A 23,931-nucleotide genomic window follows, 5' to 3' on the forward strand; every position below is an offset into this window, starting at 1 on the left:
TCTTGATGAAAATATATTATCTAGTTTTGAAAGAATAATTCTTTCAACTAAATATGTCTGGTGATGAAGGCGAAGAGGTCACACCCGTTCCCATACCGAACACGGAAGTTAAGCTCTTCAGCGCCGATGGTAGTTGGGGGCTGTCCCCCTGCGAGAGTAGGACGTTGCCAGGCTAACATTGTTCCACCATAGCTCAGCGGTAGAGCATTCGGCTGTTAACCGAAGGGTCGTAGGTTCGAATCCTACTGGTGGAGCCATGCTTCCATAGCTCAGTTAGGTAGAGCACTTCCATGGTAAGGAAGAGGTCACCGGTTCGAGCCCGGTTGGAAGCTTACGAAAACAGTATGGCCCGTTGGTCAAGCGGTTAAGACACCGCCCTTTCACGGCGGTAACACGGGTTCGAATCCCGTACGGGTCACCATTTTTTATATTCGGAGGATTAGCTCAGCTGGGAGAGCACCTGCCTTACAAGCAGGGGGTCGGCGGTTCGATCCCGTCATCCTCCACCATTACCAACTCACATATGGAGGGGTAGCGAAGTGGCTAAACGCGGCGGACTGTAAATCCGCTCCCTTGGGTTCGGCGGTTCGAATCCGTCCCCCTCCACCATTTAATTTATCTGCTATGTATAATTCCCCTTAATTAAGGAAGGATAAATAGTACATAATTGGATATAACATACAACTCACATTGGGCTATAGCCAAGCGGTAAGGCAACGGACTTTGACTCCGTCATGCGTTGGTTCGAATCCAGCTAGCCCAGCCAAGTGCCATTAGCTCAGTCGGTAGAGCATCTGACTTTTAATCAGAGGGTCGAAGGTTCGAGTCCTTCATGGCACATAGATATTTAACGGAAGTAGTTCAGAGGTAGTTGATTCTTTTCGAAGAACTATTCCTCTTAACTACTTTTTTTGGGGCCTTAGCTCAGCTGGGAGAGCGCCTGCCTTGCACGCAGGAGGTCAGCGGTTCGATCCCGCTAGGCTCCACCAACTATCTTAAATACGTACATAAAAATATAAAAGCGCTAGAATTATATCTAGCGCTTCTTTATATTTTCATAACGTTATTAGTACATGTAAAGAAAATGAGAAGTCTTGTGTATATATATTCATTATTTTGTCGAGTTGAGCCAACCTCAGCTTAACAGATACAATGTAGTAGAGGGTAAGAGAGTAGAAGGAGGAATTACGGTGAAAAAGTCTATCGCGATCATTGGTGTTCCAATGGACCTAGGTCAAATGAGAAGAGGCGTTGACATGGGACCCAGTGCTATTCGATACGCTGGTGTAGTAGAACGCTTAGAAAATTTAAATTTAGAAATTGAAGATCTTGGTGATATAGAAATTGGTAGTGCAGATAGAAACGCTAACTCTGAAAATAATTTAAAGAATTTAAAAGCTGTGGCAGATGCTAATGTATTATTAGCCTCTAAAGTAGATGGGGTATTTAGAGAAGGGAAGTTTCCGTTAATATTTGGAGGAGATCATAGCATTGCTATTGGATCCATTGCAGGTGTTGCTAAACACTTTAATAACTTAGGAGTTATCTGGTATGATGCCCACGGGGATTTAAATACGGCAGAAACATCTCCTTCTGGTAATATTCACGGAATGTCATTGGCGGTTAGCCTTGGATTAGGTGACCAATCATTAACTTCTATTGGTGGCTATGCCCCAAAAATTAAACCTGAAAATATTGTCATTATCGGTGCTAGATCATTAGATGAAGGTGAGAGAAAGTTAATTAAAGAAAAAGGAATCAAAGTATATACAATGCATGAAATTGACCGATTAGGTATGACTGCTGTAATGGATGAAGCAATTCATTATTTAAAAGAAAGAACGGATGGAGTCCATTTATCATTAGATTTAGATGGGTTAGATCCTCATGATGCTCCAGGTGTAGGTACACCTGTTAATGGTGGAATTTCATACCGAGAAAGCCATCTTGCTATGGAAATGTTAGAGGAATCAAAACTAATAACTTCTGCTGAATTTGTGGAAGTTAACCCTATTTTAGATGAACGAAATAAAACGGCTGAAGTGGCTGTTGCATTAATGGGATCATTATTTGGTGAAAAACTATTATAAAAACAAAAGGTGACAAAGACAAGATTTATATGCTACAACATTAGAAAAGAAAGCTCAGCTTATAAACAGCTGGCTTTTCTTTTTTATAGGAAGAATCACATTATTACATCCTAGAGAAGGAGTGTATTAAATAAACTAATCTAAAAACTCTCACTTCAAGATAATTGATAATATTTCTCAATATTTCCTTATTTTTAACAAATGTATTATTGTTTTTGTTAAAATAATAGTTAGAAAGAAATATTTGAAACCTTTTTGAATATAGGCCGTATAATATAGACGACCGCAACAAGCGGAGGTAGGGTATGGAAGACTTAATAAAAAGAAGAATAAAACAGTTAAAAAAGGGAGACCAAGATGCATTTGCAGATATTGTCGATTTTTACAAAGACAAAATATATCAGCTATGTTATCGGATGGTTGGTAATGCACATGAAGCAGAAGATATATCTCAAGAAGCATTCATACGTGCTTATGTTAACATTCATAGTTATGATCTGAAGCGGAAGTTTTCTACTTGGCTTTATCGAATTGCTACAAATCTGTGCATCGATAGAATTAGAAAAAAGAAACCGGACTATTATTTAGACGCGGAGGTAGCTGGTACAGAAGGTTTAAATATGTACTCTCAGGTTGCTGCAGATGTTGTACTGCCAGAGGATGAAATTGAGACCTTGGAACTACAAGGGGAAATTCAACAACAAATATTAAAATTACCAGACAAGTATCGTTCAGTAATTGTTTTAAAGTACATCGACGAACTGTCACTAAAAGAGATTAGTGAAATATTAGAGTTACCAATTAACACAGTAAAAACTAGAATTCATAGAGGGCGAGAGGCTCTACGAAAGCAATTGCGCCATGTATAGTATCGGAGGTGTTATTAATGAAGAAGTGTCCTGATTCCATCGTCACAGATATTCATAATTATTTAGATGGGGATTTAGAAGAGGAAAAAGAAAAACTATTGAAATCTCATTTACAGGAGTGTACAGGATGTTATCAGCACTTTCATGAGTTAGAAAAGGCAATTGCTTTAGTCCAAAGTACTTCACATGTTACTCCGAGTGAGGATTTTACAAACAAAGTGATGGCAGCATTACCGAAAGAAAAGAAAACGATAAGTGTTAACCGCTGGTTCCGAGCGCATCCATTATTAGTAGCTGCATCCATTTTTATTATATTAATGACTGGGAGCCTGTTTGGAAGTTATCAAGGCAACAATGAATTCTCTTTTTCAAAACAGCCTAACCTCATTGTAGAAAATGAAATAGTCATCGTACCAGAAGGGGAAATCGTACAAGGTGATGTAATAGTGAGAAATGGTAATATCCGAATTGAAGGAGAAGTAAATGGCAATGTTACCGTCATTAATGGGTCTGTATTGGACGGGGAAAATTATTTAGCTTCTGCCGGCAATGTAACAGGGGAAATAAAAGAAATTAATGAAATATTTGATTGGGTCTGGTATCAAATCAAAACAATTTTTACTAAAGCAATTGCAGTTGTGAAAGAATAATAAAAACAAGCTTAGAATATATTTTCTAAGCTTGTTTGTTTGAGTAAAATATCTATTATATATGTTATAATACGAATGATACGTTTTCGTACATATTCTTGTACAGATGAGGAAGTGTGAGAATGCCTTTTGGACTACCCATTGGAGACTATCCAATCTTGAGCTATTTAGCCAGTATTATAGATATTTTATTAGTATGGTTTGTTGTATATAAACTAATTACCATTGTTAGGGGAACTAAAGCGGTTCAGTTGTTAAAAGGAATTATTGTTATCGTTTTAGTAAGAGTTTTTAGTTACTTACTTGGTTTAAAAACATTACAATATTTAATGGACCTAGCACTAACTTGGGGATTTTTAGCGATTATCATCATTTTTCAACCAGAGTTACGTCGTGCGTTAGAACATTTAGGTCGTGGACGGCTATTCTCACGAAGTAACGTACCAGAGGATGAAGAACAAATAAAAACGATAGAAGCCATCACGAAGTCTGTTCAATACATGGCAAAACGTCGTATTGGAGCGCTTATTTGTATTGAAAGAGAAACAGGATTAAGTGATTACATAGAAACTGGTATACCGCTTAATGCGAAAACTTCGTCCGAATTATTAATCAATATTTTTATACCAAATACTCCGTTGCATGATGGAGCGGTAATATTGCAAAAAAATCAAGTTGCTGCCGCTGCTTGTTATTTGCCATTATCAGAAAGTCCATTTATATCAAAAGAGTTAGGTACAAGACACCGTGCTGCATTAGGTATAAGTGAAGTAACAGATAGCATTACAATTGTTGTTTCAGAGGAAACAGGAAGTATTTCCCTTACAAAAAACGGTGAATTACACCGTGATTTAGAGCCAGAAGCATTTCAAGAGTTGTTAGAAAAAGAAATGCAAGCAAAAAACAAATCTGCTTCTTCAACACGTTGGCAATGGAGGGGGAAGAAGAGTGGATAAACTATTTGATAACCGTTGGGCAATGAAAATCATTGCTCTATTATTAGCACTAACATTGTACTTGTCTACGAATATTGATAATACAGCTAATCAAGCAGAAACAACTGCTTTTCCGCCTCTTTCAAATCGTGATACAGAAACGATTACAGATGTTTCGGTTAGTGCTTATTATGACCGGGAGAACTTAGTTGTTTCAGGAATACCACAAACGGTTGTTGTCACGATGGAAGGCCCTACTTCTATTGTAAAACCTGCAGCTGTGCAGCGAGAGATAGAAGTGTTTGTTAACTTAACAGATTTACAAATTGGAACACATGAAGTGCAAATACTTTACCAAAATGTATCTGACAAACTCGATGTTATAATTGAGCCTGCAGTTGCAAATATAACAATACATGAAAAGGTAACGAGAGATTTCCCAGTTGAAGTGGACTTTATAAATCGGAATAAGATTGAAGAGGGATATCAGCCAGAACAACCGATAGTTAAACCAAACGTTGTAAAAGTTACAGGTGCTAAAGAGTTGATAGATAGAATTGCACTCGTAAAGGCAAGGGTTGATTTAGATGGTATTAATGAGTCCCTTGAAGCAGAATCGACCGTGACCGTCTATGATCGTGATGGTAACGTGTTGAATGTCGAAGTAGAACCACCTGTTGTTGATGTAAGTGTTCCGATAACTAGTCCTTACAAAAATGTACCATTCCGAGTGAGCCGTAAAGGGACGCTTGAAGATGATTTAAGTATTACGAATATAGAACCACTTACGAAAGAAATTACAATTTATGGACCGAAGAATGTTATTGACAAAATAGAGTTTCTTGATAATATCAGTATTGATTTGTCAGAAATAACGGAAACAACAGAGATAGAAGTAAAGGTACCTGTACCAGAAGGTGTTAGACGAGTGGTACCAGAGACAGTTTCGATTCGAGTAGAAGTGGAAAGAGAAGAAGAAAAAACTTTTCCGAACTTATCAATCCGGTCAGTTGGACTATCCGATAACTTAGAATTAAATTTTTTAGATCCAGAGACCGGAAGGCTAGATTTAACGGTATTAGGGTCACCGACTGTATTAGCCGACTTACGTAGCAATGATATGGAATTATATATAAATGTTACCGACTTAGGAGTAGGAGAACATGAAGTGTCCCTTGAAGTAAATGGACCTCAAAATGTAACGTGGGAAGTACCCCAATCTACTATAAAGGTAAATTTAACGGAAAAGGAATAAAAAGGAGCGAATAAAAGAATGGGAAAATATTTTGGTACGGATGGTGTTCGTGGAATTGCAAACTCAGAATTAACACCAGAACTTGCATTTAAATTAGGTCGTTTTGGTGGATACGTACTTACGAAAGATGAAAGCCGTCCTAAAGTATTAATAGGCCGTGATACGCGAATTTCTGGACATATGTTAGAAGGAGCGTTAGTAGCTGGTCTATTGTCAACAGGAGCAGAAGTAATGCGTCTTGGTGTTCTATCGACTCCTGGTGTAGCATATTTAACAAAAGCATTAGGTGCTCAAGCAGGTGTAATGATCTCAGCCTCCCATAATCCAGTCCAAGATAACGGTATTAAATTTTTTGGACCAGATGGTTTTAAATTGTCAGATGAACAGGAAACAGAAATAGAAGCGTTGCTTGATCAAGAAGTAGACAAACTTCCTCGTCCAGTAGGTTCTGATTTAGGGCAGGTAAACGATTATTTTGAAGGTGGACAAAAGTATCTACAATTTTTAAAACAAACAGTGGATGAAGATTTTTCTGGTCTACATGTAGCTCTAGATTGTGCACATGGTGCAACCTCATCATTAGCAACGCACTTATTTGCAGATTTAGAGGCAGATATTTCTACGATGGGAACTTCACCAAACGGTTTAAATATTAATGATGGTGTAGGTTCAACTCACCCTGAAGAGTTGGCAAAACTAGTTGTTGAAAAGGGTGCTGACGTTGGATTAGCATTTGATGGAGATGGAGACCGCCTAATAGCAGTTGATGAAAAAGGTCAAATCGTCGATGGTGACCAAATAATGTTTATATGTGCAAAATATTTAAGTGAACAAGGACGCCTTCGTCATAATACGGTCGTTTCTACTGTAATGAGTAATTTAGGTTTCTATAAAGGATTAGAAGCTATTGAAATTGGTACGAAGCAAACAGCAGTTGGGGACCGATACGTAGTGGAAGAAATGAAAAAAGGAAACTATCAACTTGGTGGAGAACAGTCAGGTCATATTATTTTCCTCGATTACAACACGACTGGTGACGGAATGTTAACCGGGTTACAGCTTGTTAATATAATGAAAGCAACGAAGAAAAGCCTTTCAGAGTTAGCAGCCGAAATGACAAAGTTTCCGCAATTACTAGTGAACGTAAAAGTAACAGATAAATATCATGTTACAGATAATAATCGTGTGAAATCGGTAATTGACGAAGTAGAAGCAGCTATGGATGGAAACGGAAGAGTGTTAGTACGTCCATCAGGTACAGAGCCTTTAGTTCGTGTAATGGCAGAAGCTCCAACTGAGGAACTTTGCGAACAATATGTGAACAAAATAGTGGAAGTAGTAAAAGCAGAAATGGGAACAGAATAACGCTACTATTCCTAACAAAAGATATGTATACTAGCACGAAAAATGCTAGTACTGCATATCTTTTTTATAAGTATCTTACTTCAATTCTAGGGGAATACTAATGATTTTGATTGACGATTATCCTAATCATGTGTAAGATAAATATTGTCTTTATTCGAAGATAGAAAGGAGCATAGTGGGGGAAAATAGAAAAGCGCCTGAACTAAACTGTGAGCGGAAAAGAGTTTAGTTGACGAGGAGAAGGTTTATCGAAAGTTCGGCGGATACCTTCCGGTTGTTCAGTCACAACTGTAACGTTTTAATTAAAACCATAGAGGCAACTTTATGTACAAAGATTAAAACATGATTGAAACAATATTAAATATAAATGTGGGGGCTAAATCTGCCCCTTATTAGGTGTAGTTTAGTCCCTTACTTTTTGGGAGGAAACTAACTTATGTGCGGAATTGTAGGATATATTGGAACTCAAGATACGAAAGAAATTTTACTAAAAGGCTTAGAAAAATTAGAATATCGTGGTTATGACTCAGCTGGAATTGCTGTTATTAATAATGAAGGTGTGCATGTGTTTAAAGAAAAAGGACGCATTGCGGATTTGCGTACCATTGTAGACGATAGTGTAAAAGCTACTGTTGGAATCGGTCACACACGCTGGGCAACTCATGGTGTGCCTAGCAAGGTGAATGCTCACCCACACAGAAGTACATCTGGCCGCTTTACATTAGTACACAATGGTGTTATTGAGAACTATGCCATCTTAAAAAGAGAATATTTACAAGATGTTAACTTTATTAGTGATACAGATACAGAAATAGTAGTACAGCTTATTGAAAAGTTTGTTAACGAAGGTCGTTCTGTAGAAGAGGCATTTAGCCATACGTTATCTATTTTAAAAGGATCTTACGCAATTGCTTTAATCGATAACGAAAATGATGAAACTATTTTTGTTGGTAAAAACAAAAGCCCATTACTAGTTGGTATCGGTAAAGACGGATTTAATGTTGTCGCTAGTGATGCGATGGCGATGATCCAAGTAACGGATCAATATGTAGAGCTTATGGATAAAGAAATTGTTATTGTGAAGCGTGAATCTGTAACTATTAAAAAGTTAACAGGTGAAATTGTAGAACGCTCTCCTTATACAGCTGAGTTAGACGCAAGTGATATTGAAAAAGGCACATACCCACATTACATGTTAAAAGAGATCGATGAGCAACCATTAGTTGTTCGTAAAATTATTCAAAAGTATCAAAACGATAATGGAATATTAACAATTGATTCAGACATTTTAAATGCTGTAAATGATGCAGATCGTATTTACATCGTAGCGGCAGGAACGAGCTATCATGCGGGTCTTGTAGGAAGCCAAATGATTGAAAAATTAGCAAAGGTTCCAGTAGAAGTACATGTTGCGAGTGAATTTAACTACAATATGCCAATCCTATCTGCGAAACCGTTATTTATTTTCATCTCTCAAAGTGGTGAAACAGCAGATAGTCGTGCAGTATTAGTTCAGGTGAAGGAGCTTGGATACCCAACATTAACGGTTACAAATGTACCTGGGTCGACTCTTTCCCGTGAAGCAGATTACACATTGTTATTGCATGCTGGTCCTGAAATTGCGGTTGCTTCAACAAAAGCATATACAGCTCAAATTGCAGTATTAGCTATCTTTGCATCTGTGCTAGCAGAATCGAAAGGATATTCTTTAGAATTTGATTTAGTAAAAGAACTAGGAATTGTTGCTGCTGCAATGGAAGTACTATGTGATACAAAAGAAGAAATCGAATCAATTGCACGTGACTTCTTATCAACAACGAGAAACTGCTTCTTTATCGGACGTACGATGGATTACTATGTTGGTTTAGAAGGAGCTTTAAAATTAAAAGAAATCTCTTACATCCAAGCGGAAGGATTCGCTGGAGGAGAATTAAAACACGGAACAATTGCTCTAATTGAAAACGGGACACCAGTTATCGCAATCTCTACACAAGAGCATGTAGACTTAAGCATTCGCGGTAACGTAAAAGAAGTAGTAGCACGTGGTGCAAACCCTTGTATCATTTCAATGAAAGGGTTAGATACTGAAGAAGATACATTCGTTGTTCCACAAGTACACGAATTGTTAACACCATTAGTTTCAGTTATTCCGTTACAATTAATTGCTTACTATGCAGCACTTCACAGAGACTGTGACGTTGATAAGCCGCGTAACCTTGCGAAGTCTGTAACAGTTGAATAATTATTTTTTGACCTCTACTTCAATTAGAAGTAGAGGTTTTTTATGGTTGCTTCATTTATATCCGCTTTCACCTTAAAATTCGTATTTTATATAGACTTAACGTATTTTCTCTACTATAATTTATTTTAATTAAATAAAAAACGTACAATAGGGTGAAATATAAATGAGATATTCGGTTATCTTTCAAGGTACTGCATTTACAAGTAAATCTTCAAAAGAAATACAAGTAATAAAAGATCATCTTTTTTGCATTAACGAGGACGGAATGATTGAAAAAATCGTTGCGCCAGAAGAGGAAGAGTACGATATCATTTTAAACCTGTACGGTGGAACGAACAATTTTCACCGTTTAGAGAGAGGTCAATATATATTACCTGGATTTGTTGATTTACATGTACATGCTCCACAATGGGCGCAAGCAGGTACGGCATTAGATATCCCTCTTTACGATTGGTTGAATACGTATACCTTCCCAATAGAATCAAAGTTTTCGGACATGAATTTTGCGAAAGAGGTATATAAAGACTTAGTTAGTACGTTGCTCGCAAATGGTACAACGACTGCTCTTTATTTTGCGACTGTGCATAAAGAATCGAGTTTATTACTAGCTGAAATTTGTGCGGAAAAAGGTCAAAGAGGACTTGTGGGGAAAGTAGTAATGGATGATGTGGAACAAAATCCAGAATACTATCGTGACACAAATACTGCTACTGCCCTTGAAGAAACGGAACATTTTATTTTAGCTGTAAAAGAATTAGCCGAGTCAACGAAACAAGGTGTTTACCCAGTCGTTACCCCGCGCTTTATTCCGAGTTGTACAGATGAAGCGTTAGAGGGATTAGGTAAATTAGCTGCTAAATATGATACACATGTGCAGTCCCACTGTAGTGAAAGTGATTGGGAACACCAGTTTGTAAAAACAAGATTTCAAAAGAATGATGCCTTCGCACTTGATGGTTTTGGCTTATTACGAGAAAAATCAGTAATGGCCCATTGCAACTTTTTAGATGAATCCGATGTGGAGCTTTTTATAGAAACTGGAACAGCGGTTTGCCATTGTCCCATATCTAATGCTTATTTTGCTAATAGTGTTCTGCCGGTAGCCCGTCTTCATGCAAAAGGTGTTGAAATTGGGTTAGGTACAGATATTTCGGGAGGGTTTTCACCAAGTCTATATGATAATATTAAGCAGGCTGTTATTTCTTCAAGAATGCTCGAAGACGGGGTAAATACAACTTTACCAGCTGATATAAGAGGAGTAAAAGGTTCCAGTATTACAGTTAACGAAGCATTTTTTTTCGCAACGGCTGGAGGAGGAGAAAGTTTAAGTTTACCTATCGGTCGTATTCAAGAAAAGTATACTTGGGACATTCAAATTATTGATACAAAGGTCCCGTCTGCCAAATTACCAATTTACGATGATCATGAAGAGTTGTTAGATATCTTTCAAAAAATGCTGTATCACGCCCGTCCAGAAAATATTCGTGAAGTGTGGGTACAAGGGAAAAAAGTGCATAAGAGGGAAGGGAGACTAGCTCTGATAGAAAGTGGCGGATTATAGTTCTGCCCTTTTTCTATTTTTCACCAAAAAACTCTAAAATTTATTAATATTTTTGAAACTTAAAGTTCTCCAAATACGTCTTAAGTTCTATAAGAAATATTTCTCGAGTACGTTAACCTTTTTAGAAGTTTTTTCTAAAATATGATAAAGACGTGAGTGCAGAGGGAATTGCATTCGTTAGGGAGAGCGAGTCCATGGGGGAAAAAATATATTTAGTACTTTCTGATACAGGAACTGTACTGACAAAAATGATTAAGTTATATACGGGAACACCTTATAATCATGCTTCGATTGCTTTTGATAAAGAACTAGTAGAATTATATAGTTTTGGTCGGAAACAGCCAAGGAACCCTTTTATTGGAGGGTTTGTTAAAGAGAATACGAGTTCACCGATATTTTCAGGTGCTACCTGTGCTATTTATAGTTGTGAAGTAACGAAAGAGCAATTAATAAATATGAAAAATTATATTGGAATGATAGAAAGAGAGAAGCAAAAGTATAAATATAATTTTATAGGTTTGTTCGCAATAATGCTTAATATACAATTTAGTAGAGATTACGCTTTTTGTTGTTCTCAGTTTGTGGGGCGTGTTTTGTCAGAGTGTGACAACATACATTTCCCAAAACCTCTTACTCTACTAACACCAAATGACCTTCGCTTGGCCCCTTACTTTCAGCTAGAGTATGAAGGATGTATAAATAGTTATTTAAATAGTAGGAACTCACTGTCAGTTAGTAGTGTGCAGAATAATGAAGTTATAGTGGATATGTAGGATCAGCAAGGCTTATAATAAGCCTTTTTTTACTTTCTGTAATCTAACATTTAGGAGATGAGAGGAACGTGGAAAAATGGTAAAAATAATTTATCTCGTAAGACATTGTAAAGCAGATGGACAGAAGTTTGATGCGCAATTAACAGTGGAAGGGATAGAACAAGCGAAGGTGTTAGCTGAATTTTTATCGAATAAACAGATTGATACCATTATTACTAGTCCATTTTCAAGGGCTTTTCAATCTGTTCAACCGTTAGCCGACATGCTACAACTTCAGCTTGTTAAAGACGAACGGCTAGGGGAAAGAGTATTGAGTGAACATGATCACCCTAATTGGTTACATATGCTAGAAGAATCTTTTAAAAGGCTAGACCTAACATTTCCAGGTGGAGAGTCTAGTTTCCAAGCAATGGAACGAGGGAGTTCTGTCATAAACGAAATAGTCCGAAGTGATAGTAAAGTATCAGTTGTCGCAACACACGGAAATTTAATGTCGTTAATATTAAAGAATTACGAGCCCACTTTTGGTTTTAAAGAGTGGCAATCGTTAACAAATCCAGATGTATTTAAAATAACTTTTTTAGGAACAGATGTAGCTATAGAACGTATTTGGAGTATGAGCTAATTCTTGCGCCAGTTAAAACGATTTAATAATTTTAAATATTCTGTTAAAATATTAATTATCTGACATGCGTTCATCGTTCAAAGTATCCATCATGTTTACCGCATGCACTTTTCGTTTTTTAAAAGGGGGATAACGGAATGGCTAATTTATTGAAGGTAACGGTAGGGGAACTGTTAGAAAATGTTGCAAAGCGGCAAGGAAAGCGAGAAGCAGTTGTTTATGCGGATAGAGGTCTGAGATATACATATGAACAATTTAATGAAGTTTGTAGGCAAGCGGCACGAGGGTTTATGGCTTTAGGTATTGAAAAAGGAGAAAATGTAGCAATTTGGGCAACGAATACACCAGAATGGCTTGTTACGCAATTTGCGACAGGTAAAATGGGGGCTGTATTAGTAACGGTTAATACAAATTATCGTGAAGCCGAATTAGAATATTTGTTAAAGCAATCGGATTCTTCGACGATTATTTTAATTGAGCAATTTCGTGACCACTCTTATATTGATACGTTGTATAGCCTCGTGCCGGAATTAAAAAGCAGTGAGCCAGGTAAATTGGTTAGTAAAAGGCTACCTAAGTTAAAAAACGTAATTGTGCTGAGTGAAAAGAAATATGAAGGTACATTTAATTGGCAAGATGTGATAGAAAAAGGGAAGGAAATAACGGAGGAGCAACTACAGTTTCGTATGAACTCGTTGCATTATGACGATGTAATAAATATGCAGTATACTTCTGGGACGACTGGCTTTCCGAAAGGGGTCATGCTTACACACTCCAACATTGTAAATAATGGACTCAACATTGCAAATTGTATGAAGCTAACGTATGAGGATAGAATGTGTATCCCAGTTCCATTTTTCCATTGTTTTGGTTGTGTGCTAGGTGTATTAGCATGTGTTAACGTAGGGGCAACCATTGTACCGTTAGTAGAGTTTCATCCAGAAAAGGTACTGCAAACTGTTCAAGATGAAAGATGTACCGCACTCCATGGAGTTCCGACAATGTTTATTGCCGAATTAAACTTGGAAAACTTCGAATCGTTCGATCTATCAACGTTACGAACAGGAATAATGGCAGGCTCCAACTGTCCAATTGAAGTGATGAAGGCTGTAGTGGAGAAAATGGGGGCCGATGAAATATCAATAGCATATGGTCAAACAGAATCATCACCAGTTATTACACAAACGAGAACCGATGATCCAATAGAGTTAAGGGTATCATCAGTAGGAAAAGCACTTCCTAATGTTGAAGTAAAGATAGTGGAGCCAGGTACAAATAAAGAAGTACCAATTGGGGTTCAAGGTGAACTATGTACGAGAGGTTATCATGTAATGAAAGGTTATTACAACAATCCAGAAGCAACACGTGAGGCAATTGATGAAGATGGGTGGCTCCATACTGGTGACTTGGCTGTAATGGATGAAAGTGGATATTGCAAAATAACGGGAAGATTAAAAGATATGATAATTCGTGGAGGGGAAAATATTTATCCTCGCGAAATAGAAGAATTCCTCTACCAACATCCGAAAGTATTAGATGTGCAAGTAATTGGTGTACCAGACGAGAAGTATGGAGAAGAAGTAATGGCTTGGATTATATTGAAAGAAGGTCAAACAGCTACACATGAAGAATTAAAAGAATTTTGTAGAGGGAAAATATCTCGTCATAAAATTCCTCGTTTCATAGAATTTACGGTAAAGTACCCGATGACAGCCTCTGGGAAGATTCAAAAATATAAATTAAGGGAAGAAGCTCTTGGAAGATTAAGTGTGAAATAGGATGAAAGCGCTAAAACATTTTGTTTTAGCGTTTTAATTTTTAAATGCATTTTCATCCTTGTTTGATATAATGAGTAGTGTAATTGAAAGAAGGTGTAAACGTGAATAAAAAAATCGTATTACTAGGTGTCGGTGCAATTATGTTAATTATGAGTGGGATATTAGTTAACATGATTGTCAACACATATAATGATGATGAGCATATGGAGCTTGTAAAATTTCATGATCAAATATATTTTGTTTCCGGGTCAGCTACAGAAGGTGACTATACGTTAAAAGAAGAAATCGGCGTAGTGAAATATTGGGATTCTGAGTTTCCAGAAAGAGATTTTTCGTCTAACTCGTACGGGTTAAAAAAAGGTGAGATATACACTGTCCTAGAGCGAGATGATGTTTATGTCATTCCATTCGTGGATTCTGATTACACAACAAAGTACCATGTGCTAGAAGTTTATAAAGACTAAAAACCTGTTCTCTTATTGGACAGGCTTTTTTAAGTCATTAAACATACTGTTGTAGTCAAATAACTTTCATTTTACATTCCTTAAAAGCAGGATTAGAGAGTGAAGAATAGAATATATTCGTTACAAATCTACAGTGAGGTGGGCTATATGGAAGAATGGATTGAAAAGTTATTCAGTATGGAACTATTGGAAGAAGCGGCGCAAAAATATAATGCTAGTACGATACAGTCCAAAAAATTAGGAGACTTTGAAAACTATGTTTATGAAGTACATAAAGAAGGAAAACCTTATATTCTAAGATTAACACATGATTCACATCGTACAAAAAAAGAGATCGAAGCGGAAGTTCAATGGATCAATTACCTTCATGATCATGGAGTAAACGTTTCTCTCGTTCACCTATCTATTATGGGTGAATTGGTGGAAGAAGTAACTGTTAATGGTTCCTCTTTTTATGTGTGTCTTTTTAATAAGGCACCAGGTGAAATTATAAGAGGAAATGATAATAGGTTTGGGTCAGCACTTTTTAAAGAGTGGGGAAAAGTGACTGGTAAAATGCATAAATTGACTAAGTTGTATAAGGAAGAGAAGAGAGAAAGGCCTCGTTGGGATGAAGATGACTTGTTACAGTTTCACCTCTATTTGAAGGAAGAGGATCGCGATATTATACAAGGTGGTAATGAGTTAGTAAAAGAATTACAACAATTACCGGAAACAGAAGATGTGTTTGGCCTTATTCATTCAGATATTCATCCGGGAAATTTTTTCTATCATGAAGGAGAAATTCATGTGTTTGATTTTGATGATAGCATGTATTTTCACTATATTAGTGATATTGCCATCCCGCTTTACTACTCAGTTTGGTTTGCCCATCGAAATGAAACGTTAGAGGAGAGGTCCGAATTTGGACAAGAGATGCTTTCTCATTTTTTAATCGGTTATGTAGAAGAAAATTCGCTATCGGAAGAATGGCTTGAAAAAATTCCGATGTTTATAAAGTTTAGAGATTATGTGCTATATACCGTCTTTCATAAAAAAGTGAATTTGGAGGTAGCGGATAATAAAACGAAAGAACTTGTACAACAAATTGGAGAGCGTCTTAAGGAAGATGAGCCTATTGTAAAATTAAATATAGATGTATTAAAGGAAATAATAGCAAAGTAGAAAGGAAAGAATGTTATGCTGAAAAAAATCACTATCCATACAAAGAAACGTGATCAAATGATAGAGGTGACAGATACTATCCAGCAGTATGTTACAGAGCACGGTTTAACAGATGGAGCGGTAATTGTCTATTGTCCGCATACAACAGGAGGAATTACAATAAACGAAAATGCGGATCCAGACGTGAAAAGAGATATGATTCGCCGATTTGATGAAATGTATCCTTGGCATCATGAACTAGACCATCACATGGAAGGAAATACAGCAGCACATATGAAAGCAAGTACAGTTGGTGCTTCTCAACATGTCATTATCGAGAATGGTCGCCTACTTTTAGGTACATGGCAAGGTATTTATTTTTGTGAATGGGATGGGCCGAGAACGCGTACATTTTTTGTGAAATTATTATAAATAGTTAAGAGCCTAATCGTTTATACTTGCGATTAGGTTTTTTAACCAACAAAAAAAGAAATAGCACGGCTATTTCTTTTACTCATTTACTATTTGTTGCAATTCTTTTAATAATAGGTCTACGCCCTCACGGCTTAGAGTGACTTTACCGTTAGCGAAAGTATAGTTTTGGTCACTAATTTCTCCAGTCATTACACATTCCTTTTGAGGCTTGTACTTTTGGAGAATTATCATATCATTCTCAACAAATATTTCAAGACCATCATTTTCGTTAATGTTAAAGTTTTTTCTTACTTCTTTTGGAATAACGATTCTTCCAAGTGTATCCGTTTTACGAACAACACCAGTCGCTTGCATAATGCTTTCACCCTTTAAAGTATATTTGTGTTTATTATAACAGAAGTTGTTAGGAAATTTACACTATTTTCTAATAAGTTGCAATATTTTATTTTAATATTGTATCTTTAGGCAAGGCAGTAATAGCTCCACGCTTCGTTGTCGCTAGCGCACCTATTTTGTTTCCAAGCTTCGTACATTTGATTAAAGAAGACTCGTCTTCAGGAATACCTTCTTTATAAATGGAAGATAAAATACTAGCCATAAAAGCATCACCAGCTCCTGTAGTGTCAATTACCTTCACTTTTTCAGCAGGTACATAGTATGTTATACCGTGAAAAATAGCGTATGTGCCTTTCTCACCTGCCGTAACAAAAATAAGTGGAAGTTGATATGGTGCAAGTTTTCGAACGCCCATTGCTCGATTGTTTGTTTTTGTTAGAAAGTAAAGCTCTTCCTCTGTTACTTTTAACACGTCTACAAAGGGTAAAAATGACGTAATCGTTTCCCGACAAATTTCTTCGTTTTCCCATCGAAGCGGGCGGATGTTTGCATCAAAAGATACAATTAAACCATTCTTATTCGAAACGGTCACGGCATGCATTGTTGTTTCAAGTGCATTCTGTTGGAACATCGTACCGGAACTAAAGTGGAAAATGGAAGCCTCATGGAAAACACTCGGTTGAAAAGCTTCTTTTGTTACTTGAATAGTAGGGGTACTATCTTCATATCGATTAAATATCCGGTCACCGTTTGGAAGAAGGTTCACATAAACGTTGCTAAGCATTTTGTGCGGTACAGTTTGTGAATAGGTAATGTCTACCCCTTCTTCTAATAGCCTAGTCTTTGCAAATGTAGAATCTTCTTGTTCCCCAAAGACTGTCACAAAATTTGTAGGGACTCCTAACCGTCTAACACCGACCGCAACATTAACAGTGGCACCACCTAAAAACTTCTCGCACTGATTATTTTCTACACGAGTAGAAAATTGATCAATAAGAACATCTCCATAAATTAATACATATTTCATACGTAAACTCCTACTGAAAAAAAATATAAAAAGAAAAAGCTATAAGAAGTGTGCTAATTTATTCTGCAACTTCTTCAGCTTTTAACCATGTTTGAGACCAATTTTCTATTTCTTTCATTATTGGTTGAAGAGATAATCCTTTTTCCGTTAAGGAATATTCTATTCGTACAGGTGTTTCTGGAAAAACTTCACGTTTTACAATCCCGGCGCTTTCTAAATCCTTTAGTCTTTCTGAAAGTACTCTTCCGCTAATACCAATTGCTGATTCTATGGAACAAAACCGCTGAGGTCCATTCATTAATTGATAAATGACGAGCCCAGTCCATCGTTGACTAAAAAAACCCATTGCTTGTTCAAATCTAGAACAAATTTGTTTATTATTCATTGGCGATCACTCCTAGTTTTATTTTACTACATTCACGGTAAGAAGATAAATAAATAATAAACTATAATTGGAAAATATAATACTTGACGACATGAAATTACTAAAATATAATTACTTACATAAAGTAAGTATAGTGTTGTTTAAACAATAGGATATATTAAGTATAGAAAATTAAAAAGAGGTGTAGAGAAATGGGATTTCATACAAAACCCAACATTTTTGTGAGTAATGTACACTTAAAAGTAGCTAACTTAGAACAATCATTAGAATTTTATAAAAATGTAATCGGCTTTCAAGTTTTATCGAAAACTGCAAATAAAGCAGATTTAACTACTGATGGGAAGAGAGCGCTTTTAACGATTGAACAAATAGAAAACGCAACTCCAAAAAGCCCAAGAACGACAGGGCTATATCATTATGCATTATTATTACCAACACGCAAAGATTTAGGAAAAGTAATTCAGCACTTCATCGACACTCGTTATCCAGTCCAGGGCGCATCTGATCACCTCGTTAGTGAAGCTTTATATTTAGCAGATCCAGATGGAAATGGAATTGAAATTTATTCTGACCGTCCAAAAGAAGTATGGCAATGGCAAGGGGAAGAAGTATTAATGGATACAAGACCGATGGATGTGGAAGGTGTACTGAAAGAAGCAGGTGGAGAAAAGTGGACCGGACTTCCAGCAGAAACGGTAATGGGTCATATTCACCTTCATGTCGCGGATACAAAAGAAACAGTAAATTTCTACTGTGAAGGTCTAGGTTTTGAAGTTGTATGTCGATACGGAGGGCAAGCGTTCTTTATTTCAACAGGTAAGTATCATCATCACATCGGCTTGAATACGTGGGCAGGGGTTGGTGCACCTCCAGCAGCGGAGGATAGTGTTGGTCTCCATACTTTTACGTTAGTACTCCCAGACGAAGAATCAAGAGGAAAAACAGTAGAACAGCTCAAAGCGATTGGTGCAACCGTAGAAGAAGCGGATGGAGTGATCACTACAAAGGATCCATCTAAAAATCGTATTGTTCTTCAAGTTTAATGCAAAAAGAAAGGAGTATGACTATAAGGTCACACTCCTTTTTGTTTACATATTATTGGTTGAACTATATTTAAAGTTATGTTGTCTTCTTAACGCGCTAAAATAGTGATAAATATCCGTAAATTCTATATCACGTATAAAAGAAACTGTACTTCCATCTTGGAAAATAAATTCCATCCGATGTTTTTCTTTTTCTCCATCTTGCTTTTCTTCAGGTACATGGAGAATGACTTCTTCAATTTCGTCCCAAGCATACGTATTAACTTTAAAGGAAAGTGGTTCACTCCATGATATCTCTTCTTGACTTAAATATTGATAATTGTAAGTTCCTGCTCCGATAAGGAGTAAACAAAAGAGTGCACCTACAACTGTAAGTAAAGGCGCAAATCTTGAAAAGAATGCTGCCAAAATGAGAAAAATGGCTAACGCTATACAAGAAAAGGCAAAAATCCACCGAGAAGAAACTGGTGTTTGTAAAAGGAAAACGGAAGTACTATCGAAAAATATCCCTTGTAATATAAATGGACCTACAAGTAATACTAATGGCATTGCTACTAGAGCAATAAGTGCACTTGCCATATATAGATGTTTCGTTTCGTAATTTTTCATAGGAGTGATCACCCGCCTAAAATTTCTGAAATTTAGCAAACATCTATATTTTAACGCAATTGTAATAATATTGAAAGGAAAAATTAACAGTGAACATGAAATTGTTTTGCGTCTGTCTCAAAAGGGTTATCCTCTATTTCAAATCCGAGATCTTCAATCATTTTGTAATCTTCTGTAACCTCTTGTCCACGTGTTGTTAAATAATCACCTACGAAAATAGAATTCGCTATATATAGCCCTAAGCTTTGTAATGTTCCTAAATTGTGCTCTCTTCCACCTGAAATCCTTATTTCTTTTGTTGGATTAACAAAGCGGAATAATGATAATATTTTCAAACATTTAATTGGTGTAAGTTCATTTAAATTCTCTAATTTCGTTCCTTTTATCGGATGCAAGAAATTGACAGGAATGGAATCGACATTTAGCTCTTTTAAGGAGAATGCCATATCGACAATATCTTCTAACGTTTCTCCCATTCCACAAATAACACCTGAGCATGGGGAAATACCTGCTTGTTTAACAGCCTGTAACGTATCAATACGATCGTCATACGTGTGAGTCGTCGTAATCTGCTCATGGTGTTCTTTACTTGTATTAATATTATGATTGAAGCGGTCAACACCGGCGGTTTTTAACAGTGCAGCTTGTTCATTATTAACAAGCCCTAAACACGCACAAATTTTAATATTATCCATTTCATCTTTAATTTCTTTTACCGAATCCGTGACAATGTTCACTTCCCGGTGAGTCGGTCTTCTACCACTCATAACGATACAATACGTCCCGATTTTTTTTCTTTTTGCTTCTCTAGCTCCCTCGACAATAGTCTGCTTACTAACGATAGGGTATGTATCAATTTCGGTGTCTGCTCTAAAAGATTGAGCGCAATACCCACAATCTTCCGGACAAAGGCCGCTTTTTGCGTTAATAATTAAATTTAGCTTTACTTTATTTTGATAATAGTGGTGACGAATTAAGTAAGCAGCGTTCACCAGTTCTAATATCTTTCCGTTATCAGTCTGTAAAATAGATAGAGCCTCCGCTTTTGATAGTTCGTACCCGTTTATTACATCTTGAGCTACTGTTGAAAAATTCATCGTTATCCCCCTGTCTTATATGTTAACTTTTATTATATTTAAGTTAACATATAACCTTTTTATGTATCAATGTATTTTTTATATAAAAAAGAAAATTGCAAATAATTGTAACAAGGCTTATAATAGTAAATCCGGCATATAAATCCGAAACTATTTGTTGCAACACCCAAGAAAATACAGAGAGTAGTCCATGGATAAGTGTTCATGGTTTTTATTCGTTTCCTAAAAAAAGCATAGTAGGAGAGTGAATCGTTTGGGAAAAAGGCAACACCCGGATTTTCAAGAAGAAGTAGAGCGGTTAACGTTTACGAAAAAGTATATGGAAATGGTCATTCAAGCTTCCGAGCTAGACGAGGAAACATTTAAGAAAAATGCAAAAGAATCATTAGAAGGCATTGATTTAAAGGACAGTAGTTTAAGCTATTTAAACATGTCGATGAATGCGAATTTGCTTCAACGGACGCAAGAAGAGATACGAAATTTAAAAAAGATTTATAACAAACCTTATTTCGCTCGAATTAACTTTCTTAGAGATGGAAAAGAGGTAGAAGAAATCCTCTACTTCGGAAAAGCATCTCTATTTGATCGTGAAACACAAGATCCAATTATTGTCGATTGGCGTTCTCCAATTGCGAACCTTTATTACGATGGCCGACTTGGCGAAGTCAATTATGAAGCAGAAGGGGAATGTTACGAAGGAAACCTCTCGTTAAAACGGCAATACATCATTGAAGACGGTGAATTGCAAGAAATTCGCGATGTGGATTTAACAACAACGGATGAATTGTTGCAAGAGTCGTTAGCTGGTAGTTCGAGTAATCGGTTAACAGACATCGTAACGACGATTCAAGAAGAACAAAACCGGATTATTCGTGCAGACTTAAATAAACCGATTATTGTGCAAGGTGCAGCAGGAAGTGGTAAGACGACGATTGCGTTACACCGAATCTCGTATTTTATTTATACGTACGCAGAACAATTTCGTCCAGAGCAGCTCATGATCTTAGCGCCTAATAATTTGTTTATTGATTACATATCGGACGTCCTTCCAGAATTGGGAGTCGACCGTATTTTGCAAACGACGCTAATAGATTATGTGAAGGGCTGTATCGGGAAAAAGGTGCAACTTGTCCCGCCATCAGAAAAATTAAGTAAGTTTATAGATGGCAGTTTGAATAATGCCGAAATGGTTCAATGGATTTCTAGTTTTAAAGGTTCATTGGAGTTAAAGGACATTATCAATCGTTACTTAGAAGATGTATTGCAATCGATTGTCCCGCGTGGGGATTTTTATTTATCGAAGTTTAAGTTATATAGTGGGGAAAGGGTCGAGAAATTAATAGTAGAGCAGTATAACTATTTACCTTATTATCGTAGATTAGAAAAAGTTGGCGAAGTGCTTAAAAATATCGTCCGAACGGAAAAGAAAATACTTTTACAAAAGGTCGACAAATTTTATGAAGACAAAATTGAAGAGGCTTTGTTTAAGTTAAAATTAGACCCAGCAAAGCGAAAAAGCTACGTAACAAAGGCGATGGATAAAAAAGACGAGCTAATGGAAGAAATTCAGAAGGAGTCGCGAACAGCGGTACGAGCTTACTTAAAACAAGTTGCCAAGCATGATTTATATCATTATTTTGATGAGCTATTTACAAGTCGTTCTGTGTTAAAAAAATACACTTCCGATATTTTAGATGATTATCAAATTAATTTTTTCTGTGATTATCAGGGGAAGTTGCGTACTAAGCGGAAATTTGAAGTTGAGGACTTAGCTAGTCTTCTTTACTTACAGCATCACCTGTTCGGGGTTCCAAAAGAGTTGCGAGCACGTAATGTCGTTATTGATGAAGCGCAAGATTATAGCTATTTTCAACTGTACGCTTTGAAGAGTGCACTAAATACGGATATGTTTACAATTGTTGGGGACCTTGCACAAGGAATTCATTCCTACAGAGGTATTAACGATTGGCACCTCGTAAAGGAAGAAATTTTCCCGCGAGCCACCTATACAACATTGCAAAAAAGCTACCGTACAACAGTCGAAATTATGCAAGTGGCAAATGAGGTGCTGGCGCTGTTGCCACTAGACTTACCCAAGGTCGAACCAGTCGTACGACACGGTACTAGACCAGTCTTTTATGAATGGGCTAATGAGGCGGAGGCCGTTGAACTCGTTTTAGCGGAAATAAGTAGACTATATGACGATGGAATGAAAACAATCGCAATTATAGGAAAAACAGAAAAAGAAAGTGTCAAGTTGGAGAAGCTTATGAGTAAATACGGTAATGGGGTATACAATACCCAATTGTTACGCGAAAACGAAGAGATCAACCAAGAGGACGTCGTTATTGTACACTCACAACTCGCGAAAGGACTAGAGTTCGATGCGGTATTGCTATGGTCGGTCGACGAGGTTTACAGCTTGAACGAGATCGAATTGAAGCTATTATACGTCGCGATGACCCGCCCGTTACATCGTTTGACGTTGTTCGGCCACTCCCCGTCCGTGTTCTTATTAGAGCATGTGGGAGAAGGATTAGTAGAATATAAATAGGATATGGTTTTGTTTAGTTTACCCCCCTCTGCAGTTGTGGAGGGGGTGTTGTTGTTGGAATTGAAAGTGAGGTGTTATTAAACGGAGATTAGGCAGGAAATAGTAAAGTGTCTGATTCGGAAGTGAGTGGGATGTTGAACAGAAAATAAAAGATGTTGAACGCAAATCCCGTTGTGTTGATCAGAAGGGTTGAATAGATAGGAAAGTTACACCCAAACAAGGTGTAGTTGCGCAGAAGTGAGTGGATGTTGAACAGAAAATGAAAGATGTTGAACGGAAATCCCGTTGTATTGTTCAGAAGGCCAGACAGGAAAGGAAAGGTACACCCAAACGAGGTGTAGTTGTGCAGAAGTGAGTGAGATGTTGAACAGAAAATAAAAGATGTTGAACGCAAATCCCCTTGTGTTGATCAGAAGGGTTGAATAGATAGGAAAGTTACACCCAAACGAGGTGTAGTTGTGCAGAAGTGAGAGGATGTTGAACAGAAACTCAAAGATGTTGAACGGAATCTCTGTTATATTGTTCAGAAGACCAGACAAGATAGGAAAGTTACACCCAAACAAGGTGTAGTTGCGCAGAAGTGAGAGGATGTTGAACAGAAAATGAAAGATGTTGAACGCAAATCCCGTTGTGTTGATCAGAAGGGTTGAATAGATAGGAAAGTTACACCCAAACAAGGTGTAGTTGCGCAGAAG

21 protein-coding genes, 8 tRNA genes and 1 rRNA gene are annotated in these 23,931 nt (G+C 36.9%); 25 read left to right on the forward strand and 5 right to left on the reverse strand.

The genetic code is table 11. The features are described from left to right. The first annotated feature begins 56 nt into the window (after window positions 1-56). From rrf to O1A01_RS01155, 23 genes are all read left to right on the forward strand, one after another. Window positions 57-173, forward strand: a 5S ribosomal RNA gene (gene rrf, locus O1A01_RS01045). A gap of 9 nt (window positions 174-182) precedes the next feature. Next, window positions 183-257 (forward strand) — tRNA-Asn (locus tag O1A01_RS01050). A gap of 1 nt (window position 258) precedes the next feature. After that, window positions 259-332, forward strand: a tRNA-Thr gene (locus O1A01_RS01055). A gap of 14 nt (window positions 333-346) precedes the next feature. Then, window positions 347-421 (forward strand) — tRNA-Glu (locus tag O1A01_RS01060). 12 nt (window positions 422-433) lie between these two features. Further along, window positions 434-509, forward strand: a tRNA-Val gene (locus tag O1A01_RS01065). 16 nt (window positions 510-525) lie between these two features. Continuing rightward, window positions 526-609: transfer RNA gene (locus tag O1A01_RS01070), tRNA-Tyr, on the forward strand. Window positions 610-691: 82 nt separating this feature from the next. Next, window positions 692-766: transfer RNA gene (locus tag O1A01_RS01075), tRNA-Gln, on the forward strand. 1 nt (window position 767) lies between these two features. Then, window positions 768-840: transfer RNA gene (locus tag O1A01_RS01080), tRNA-Lys, on the forward strand. Window positions 841-913: 73 nt separating this feature from the next. Then, window positions 914-989 (forward strand) — tRNA-Ala (locus O1A01_RS01085). A gap of 234 nt (window positions 990-1,223) precedes the next feature. Further along, window positions 1,224-2,090, forward strand: a complete 867-nt coding sequence (gene rocF, locus O1A01_RS01090) for an arginase (protein WP_066419795.1) — start codon at window positions 1,224-1,226, stop codon at window positions 2,088-2,090. Window positions 2,091-2,395: 305 nt separating this feature from the next. Continuing rightward, complete coding sequence (gene sigW / locus O1A01_RS01095; protein WP_066419765.1) at window positions 2,396-2,959, forward strand: RNA polymerase sigma factor SigW; 564 nt, start codon at window positions 2,396-2,398, stop codon at window positions 2,957-2,959. Between the two features lie 17 nt (window positions 2,960-2,976). Continuing rightward, window positions 2,977-3,609: an anti-sigma factor family protein gene (locus O1A01_RS01100; protein WP_270065389.1), complete on the forward strand. Its 633-nt coding sequence runs from the start codon at window positions 2,977-2,979 to the stop codon at window positions 3,607-3,609. A 122-nt stretch (window positions 3,610-3,731) separates the two neighbouring features. Continuing rightward, window positions 3,732-4,565: a diadenylate cyclase CdaA gene (gene cdaA / locus O1A01_RS01105; protein WP_066419768.1), complete on the forward strand. Its 834-nt coding sequence runs from the start codon at window positions 3,732-3,734 to the stop codon at window positions 4,563-4,565. Beyond that, complete coding sequence (locus O1A01_RS01110) at window positions 4,558-5,799, forward strand: CdaR family protein (protein WP_066419770.1); 1,242 nt, start codon at window positions 4,558-4,560, stop codon at window positions 5,797-5,799. Before cdaA ends, O1A01_RS01110 begins: the two co-directional genes overlap by 8 nt. An 18-nt stretch (window positions 5,800-5,817) precedes the next feature. Continuing rightward, on the forward strand, window positions 5,818-7,164 hold the full coding sequence (gene glmM / locus O1A01_RS01115; protein ID WP_270065390.1) for a phosphoglucosamine mutase: 1,347 nt from the start codon (window positions 5,818-5,820) through the stop codon (window positions 7,162-7,164). Window positions 7,165-7,600: 436 nt separating this feature from the next. Continuing rightward, on the forward strand, window positions 7,601-9,406 hold the full coding sequence (gene glmS / locus O1A01_RS01120; RefSeq protein WP_066419775.1) for a glutamine--fructose-6-phosphate transaminase (isomerizing): 1,806 nt from the start codon (window positions 7,601-7,603) through the stop codon (window positions 9,404-9,406). Between the two features lie 163 nt (window positions 9,407-9,569). Further along, on the forward strand, window positions 9,570-10,967 hold the full coding sequence (gene guaD, locus O1A01_RS01125; RefSeq protein WP_270065391.1) for a guanine deaminase: 1,398 nt from the start codon (window positions 9,570-9,572) through the stop codon (window positions 10,965-10,967). Between the two features lie 194 nt (window positions 10,968-11,161). After that, complete coding sequence (locus O1A01_RS01130) at window positions 11,162-11,740, forward strand: hypothetical protein (RefSeq protein ID WP_066419777.1); 579 nt, start codon at window positions 11,162-11,164, stop codon at window positions 11,738-11,740. A gap of 76 nt (window positions 11,741-11,816) precedes the next feature. Next, window positions 11,817-12,365, forward strand: a complete 549-nt coding sequence (locus O1A01_RS01135; protein WP_066419778.1) for a histidine phosphatase family protein — start codon at window positions 11,817-11,819, stop codon at window positions 12,363-12,365. Between the two features lie 137 nt (window positions 12,366-12,502). Continuing rightward, window positions 12,503-14,143: an AMP-binding protein gene (locus O1A01_RS01140; protein ID WP_270065392.1), complete on the forward strand. Its 1,641-nt coding sequence runs from the start codon at window positions 12,503-12,505 to the stop codon at window positions 14,141-14,143. A 101-nt stretch (window positions 14,144-14,244) separates the two neighbouring features. Further along, window positions 14,245-14,607, forward strand: coding sequence for a hypothetical protein (locus O1A01_RS01145; protein WP_066419781.1), 363 nt, complete (start codon window positions 14,245-14,247; stop codon window positions 14,605-14,607). A gap of 147 nt (window positions 14,608-14,754) precedes the next feature. Next, the gene (locus O1A01_RS01150) at window positions 14,755-15,771 is read left to right on the forward strand and encodes a phosphotransferase enzyme family protein (RefSeq protein ID WP_066419782.1); all 1,017 of its coding nucleotides are present in this window, start codon (window positions 14,755-14,757) and stop codon (window positions 15,769-15,771) included. A gap of 15 nt (window positions 15,772-15,786) precedes the next feature. Then, window positions 15,787-16,182, forward strand: coding sequence for a secondary thiamine-phosphate synthase enzyme YjbQ (locus O1A01_RS01155; RefSeq protein WP_270065393.1), 396 nt, complete (start codon window positions 15,787-15,789; stop codon window positions 16,180-16,182). Between the two features lie 78 nt (window positions 16,183-16,260). Here O1A01_RS01155 and O1A01_RS01160 read toward each other — a convergent pair whose 3' ends face one another. The 3 genes from O1A01_RS01160 to O1A01_RS01170 form a co-directional block, all read right to left on the reverse strand. Beyond that, on the reverse strand, window positions 16,261-16,539 hold the full coding sequence (locus O1A01_RS01160; protein WP_066419784.1) for an AbrB/MazE/SpoVT family DNA-binding domain-containing protein: 279 nt from the start codon (window positions 16,537-16,539) through the stop codon (window positions 16,261-16,263). Window positions 16,540-16,627: 88 nt separating this feature from the next. After that, the gene (locus O1A01_RS01165; protein ID WP_270065394.1) at window positions 16,628-17,548 is read right to left on the reverse strand and encodes a carbohydrate kinase family protein; all 921 of its coding nucleotides are present in this window, start codon (window positions 17,546-17,548) and stop codon (window positions 16,628-16,630) included. Window positions 17,549-17,606: 58 nt separating this feature from the next. Next, a complete protein-coding gene (locus O1A01_RS01170) occupies window positions 17,607-17,933 on the reverse strand; it encodes a winged helix-turn-helix transcriptional regulator (RefSeq protein ID WP_066419786.1) in 327 nt (108 codons plus the stop codon). A gap of 191 nt (window positions 17,934-18,124) precedes the next feature. Here O1A01_RS01170 and O1A01_RS01175 point away from each other — a divergent pair, with 191 nt between their 5' ends. Beyond that, window positions 18,125-18,976: a VOC family protein gene (locus O1A01_RS01175; RefSeq protein ID WP_270065395.1), complete on the forward strand. Its 852-nt coding sequence runs from the start codon at window positions 18,125-18,127 to the stop codon at window positions 18,974-18,976. 45 nt (window positions 18,977-19,021) lie between these two features. Here the strand turns inward: O1A01_RS01175 and O1A01_RS01180 are convergent, their stop codons facing one another. Together O1A01_RS01180 and bioB are read right to left on the reverse strand one after the other, a co-directional pair. After that, a complete protein-coding gene (locus tag O1A01_RS01180; RefSeq protein WP_066419789.1) occupies window positions 19,022-19,585 on the reverse strand; it encodes a hypothetical protein in 564 nt (187 codons plus the stop codon). 83 nt (window positions 19,586-19,668) lie between these two features. Next, complete coding sequence (bioB, locus tag O1A01_RS01185) at window positions 19,669-20,682, reverse strand: biotin synthase BioB (protein WP_270065396.1); 1,014 nt, start codon at window positions 20,680-20,682, stop codon at window positions 19,669-19,671. Window positions 20,683-20,935: 253 nt separating this feature from the next. Between bioB and helD the strand changes: the two genes are divergently transcribed. Further along, a complete protein-coding gene (gene helD, locus O1A01_RS01190) occupies window positions 20,936-23,236 on the forward strand; it encodes an RNA polymerase recycling motor HelD (protein WP_270065397.1) in 2,301 nt (766 codons plus the stop codon). Window positions 23,237-23,931: the final 695 nt, after the last annotated feature.

Source organism: Sutcliffiella sp. NC1 (genome assembly GCF_027594365.1).
GTDB lineage: Bacteria > Bacillota > Bacilli > Bacillales > Bacillaceae_I > Sutcliffiella > Sutcliffiella cohnii.

Bases quoted from the DNA above. Each gene is read 5' to 3' on its own strand.
- glmS (WP_066419775.1), top strand. From the start codon at position 7,601: ATGTGCGGAATTGTAGGATATATTGGAACTCAAGATACGAAAGAAATT.
- glmM (WP_270065390.1), top strand. From the start codon at position 5,818: ATGGGAAAATATTTTGGTACGGATGGTGTTCGTGGAATTGCAAACTCA.
- rocF (WP_066419795.1), top strand. From the start codon at position 1,224: ATGGACCTAGGTCAAATGAGAAGAGGCGTTGACATGGGACCCAGTGCT.
- sigW (WP_066419765.1), top strand. From the start codon at position 2,396: ATGGAAGACTTAATAAAAAGAAGAATAAAACAGTTAAAAAAGGGAGAC.
- bioB (WP_270065396.1), bottom strand. From the start codon at position 20,682: ATGAATTTTTCAACAGTAGCTCAAGATGTAATAAACGGGTACGAACTA.
- O1A01_RS01100 (WP_270065389.1), top strand. From the start codon at position 2,977: ATGAAGAAGTGTCCTGATTCCATCGTCACAGATATTCATAATTATTTA.
- O1A01_RS01135 (WP_066419778.1), top strand. From the start codon at position 11,817: ATGGTAAAAATAATTTATCTCGTAAGACATTGTAAAGCAGATGGACAG.
- O1A01_RS01170 (WP_066419786.1), bottom strand. From the start codon at position 17,933: ATGAATAATAAACAAATTTGTTCTAGATTTGAACAAGCAATGGGTTTT.
- O1A01_RS01150 (WP_066419782.1), top strand. From the start codon at position 14,755: ATGGAAGAATGGATTGAAAAGTTATTCAGTATGGAACTATTGGAAGAA.
- cdaA (WP_066419768.1), top strand. From the start codon at position 3,732: ATGCCTTTTGGACTACCCATTGGAGACTATCCAATCTTGAGCTATTTA.
- O1A01_RS01160 (WP_066419784.1), bottom strand. From the start codon at position 16,539: ATGCAAGCGACTGGTGTTGTTCGTAAAACGGATACACTTGGAAGAATC.
- O1A01_RS01155 (WP_270065393.1), top strand. From the start codon at position 15,787: ATGCTGAAAAAAATCACTATCCATACAAAGAAACGTGATCAAATGATA.
- O1A01_RS01140 (WP_270065392.1), top strand. From the start codon at position 12,503: ATGGCTAATTTATTGAAGGTAACGGTAGGGGAACTGTTAGAAAATGTT.
- O1A01_RS01175 (WP_270065395.1), top strand. From the start codon at position 18,125: ATGGGATTTCATACAAAACCCAACATTTTTGTGAGTAATGTACACTTA.
- O1A01_RS01130 (WP_066419777.1), top strand. From the start codon at position 11,162: ATGGGGGAAAAAATATATTTAGTACTTTCTGATACAGGAACTGTACTG.
- guaD (WP_270065391.1), top strand. From the start codon at position 9,570: ATGAGATATTCGGTTATCTTTCAAGGTACTGCATTTACAAGTAAATCT.
- O1A01_RS01165 (WP_270065394.1), bottom strand. From the start codon at position 17,548: ATGAAATATGTATTAATTTATGGAGATGTTCTTATTGATCAATTTTCT.
- O1A01_RS01180 (WP_066419789.1), bottom strand. From the start codon at position 19,585: ATGAAAAATTACGAAACGAAACATCTATATATGGCAAGTGCACTTATT.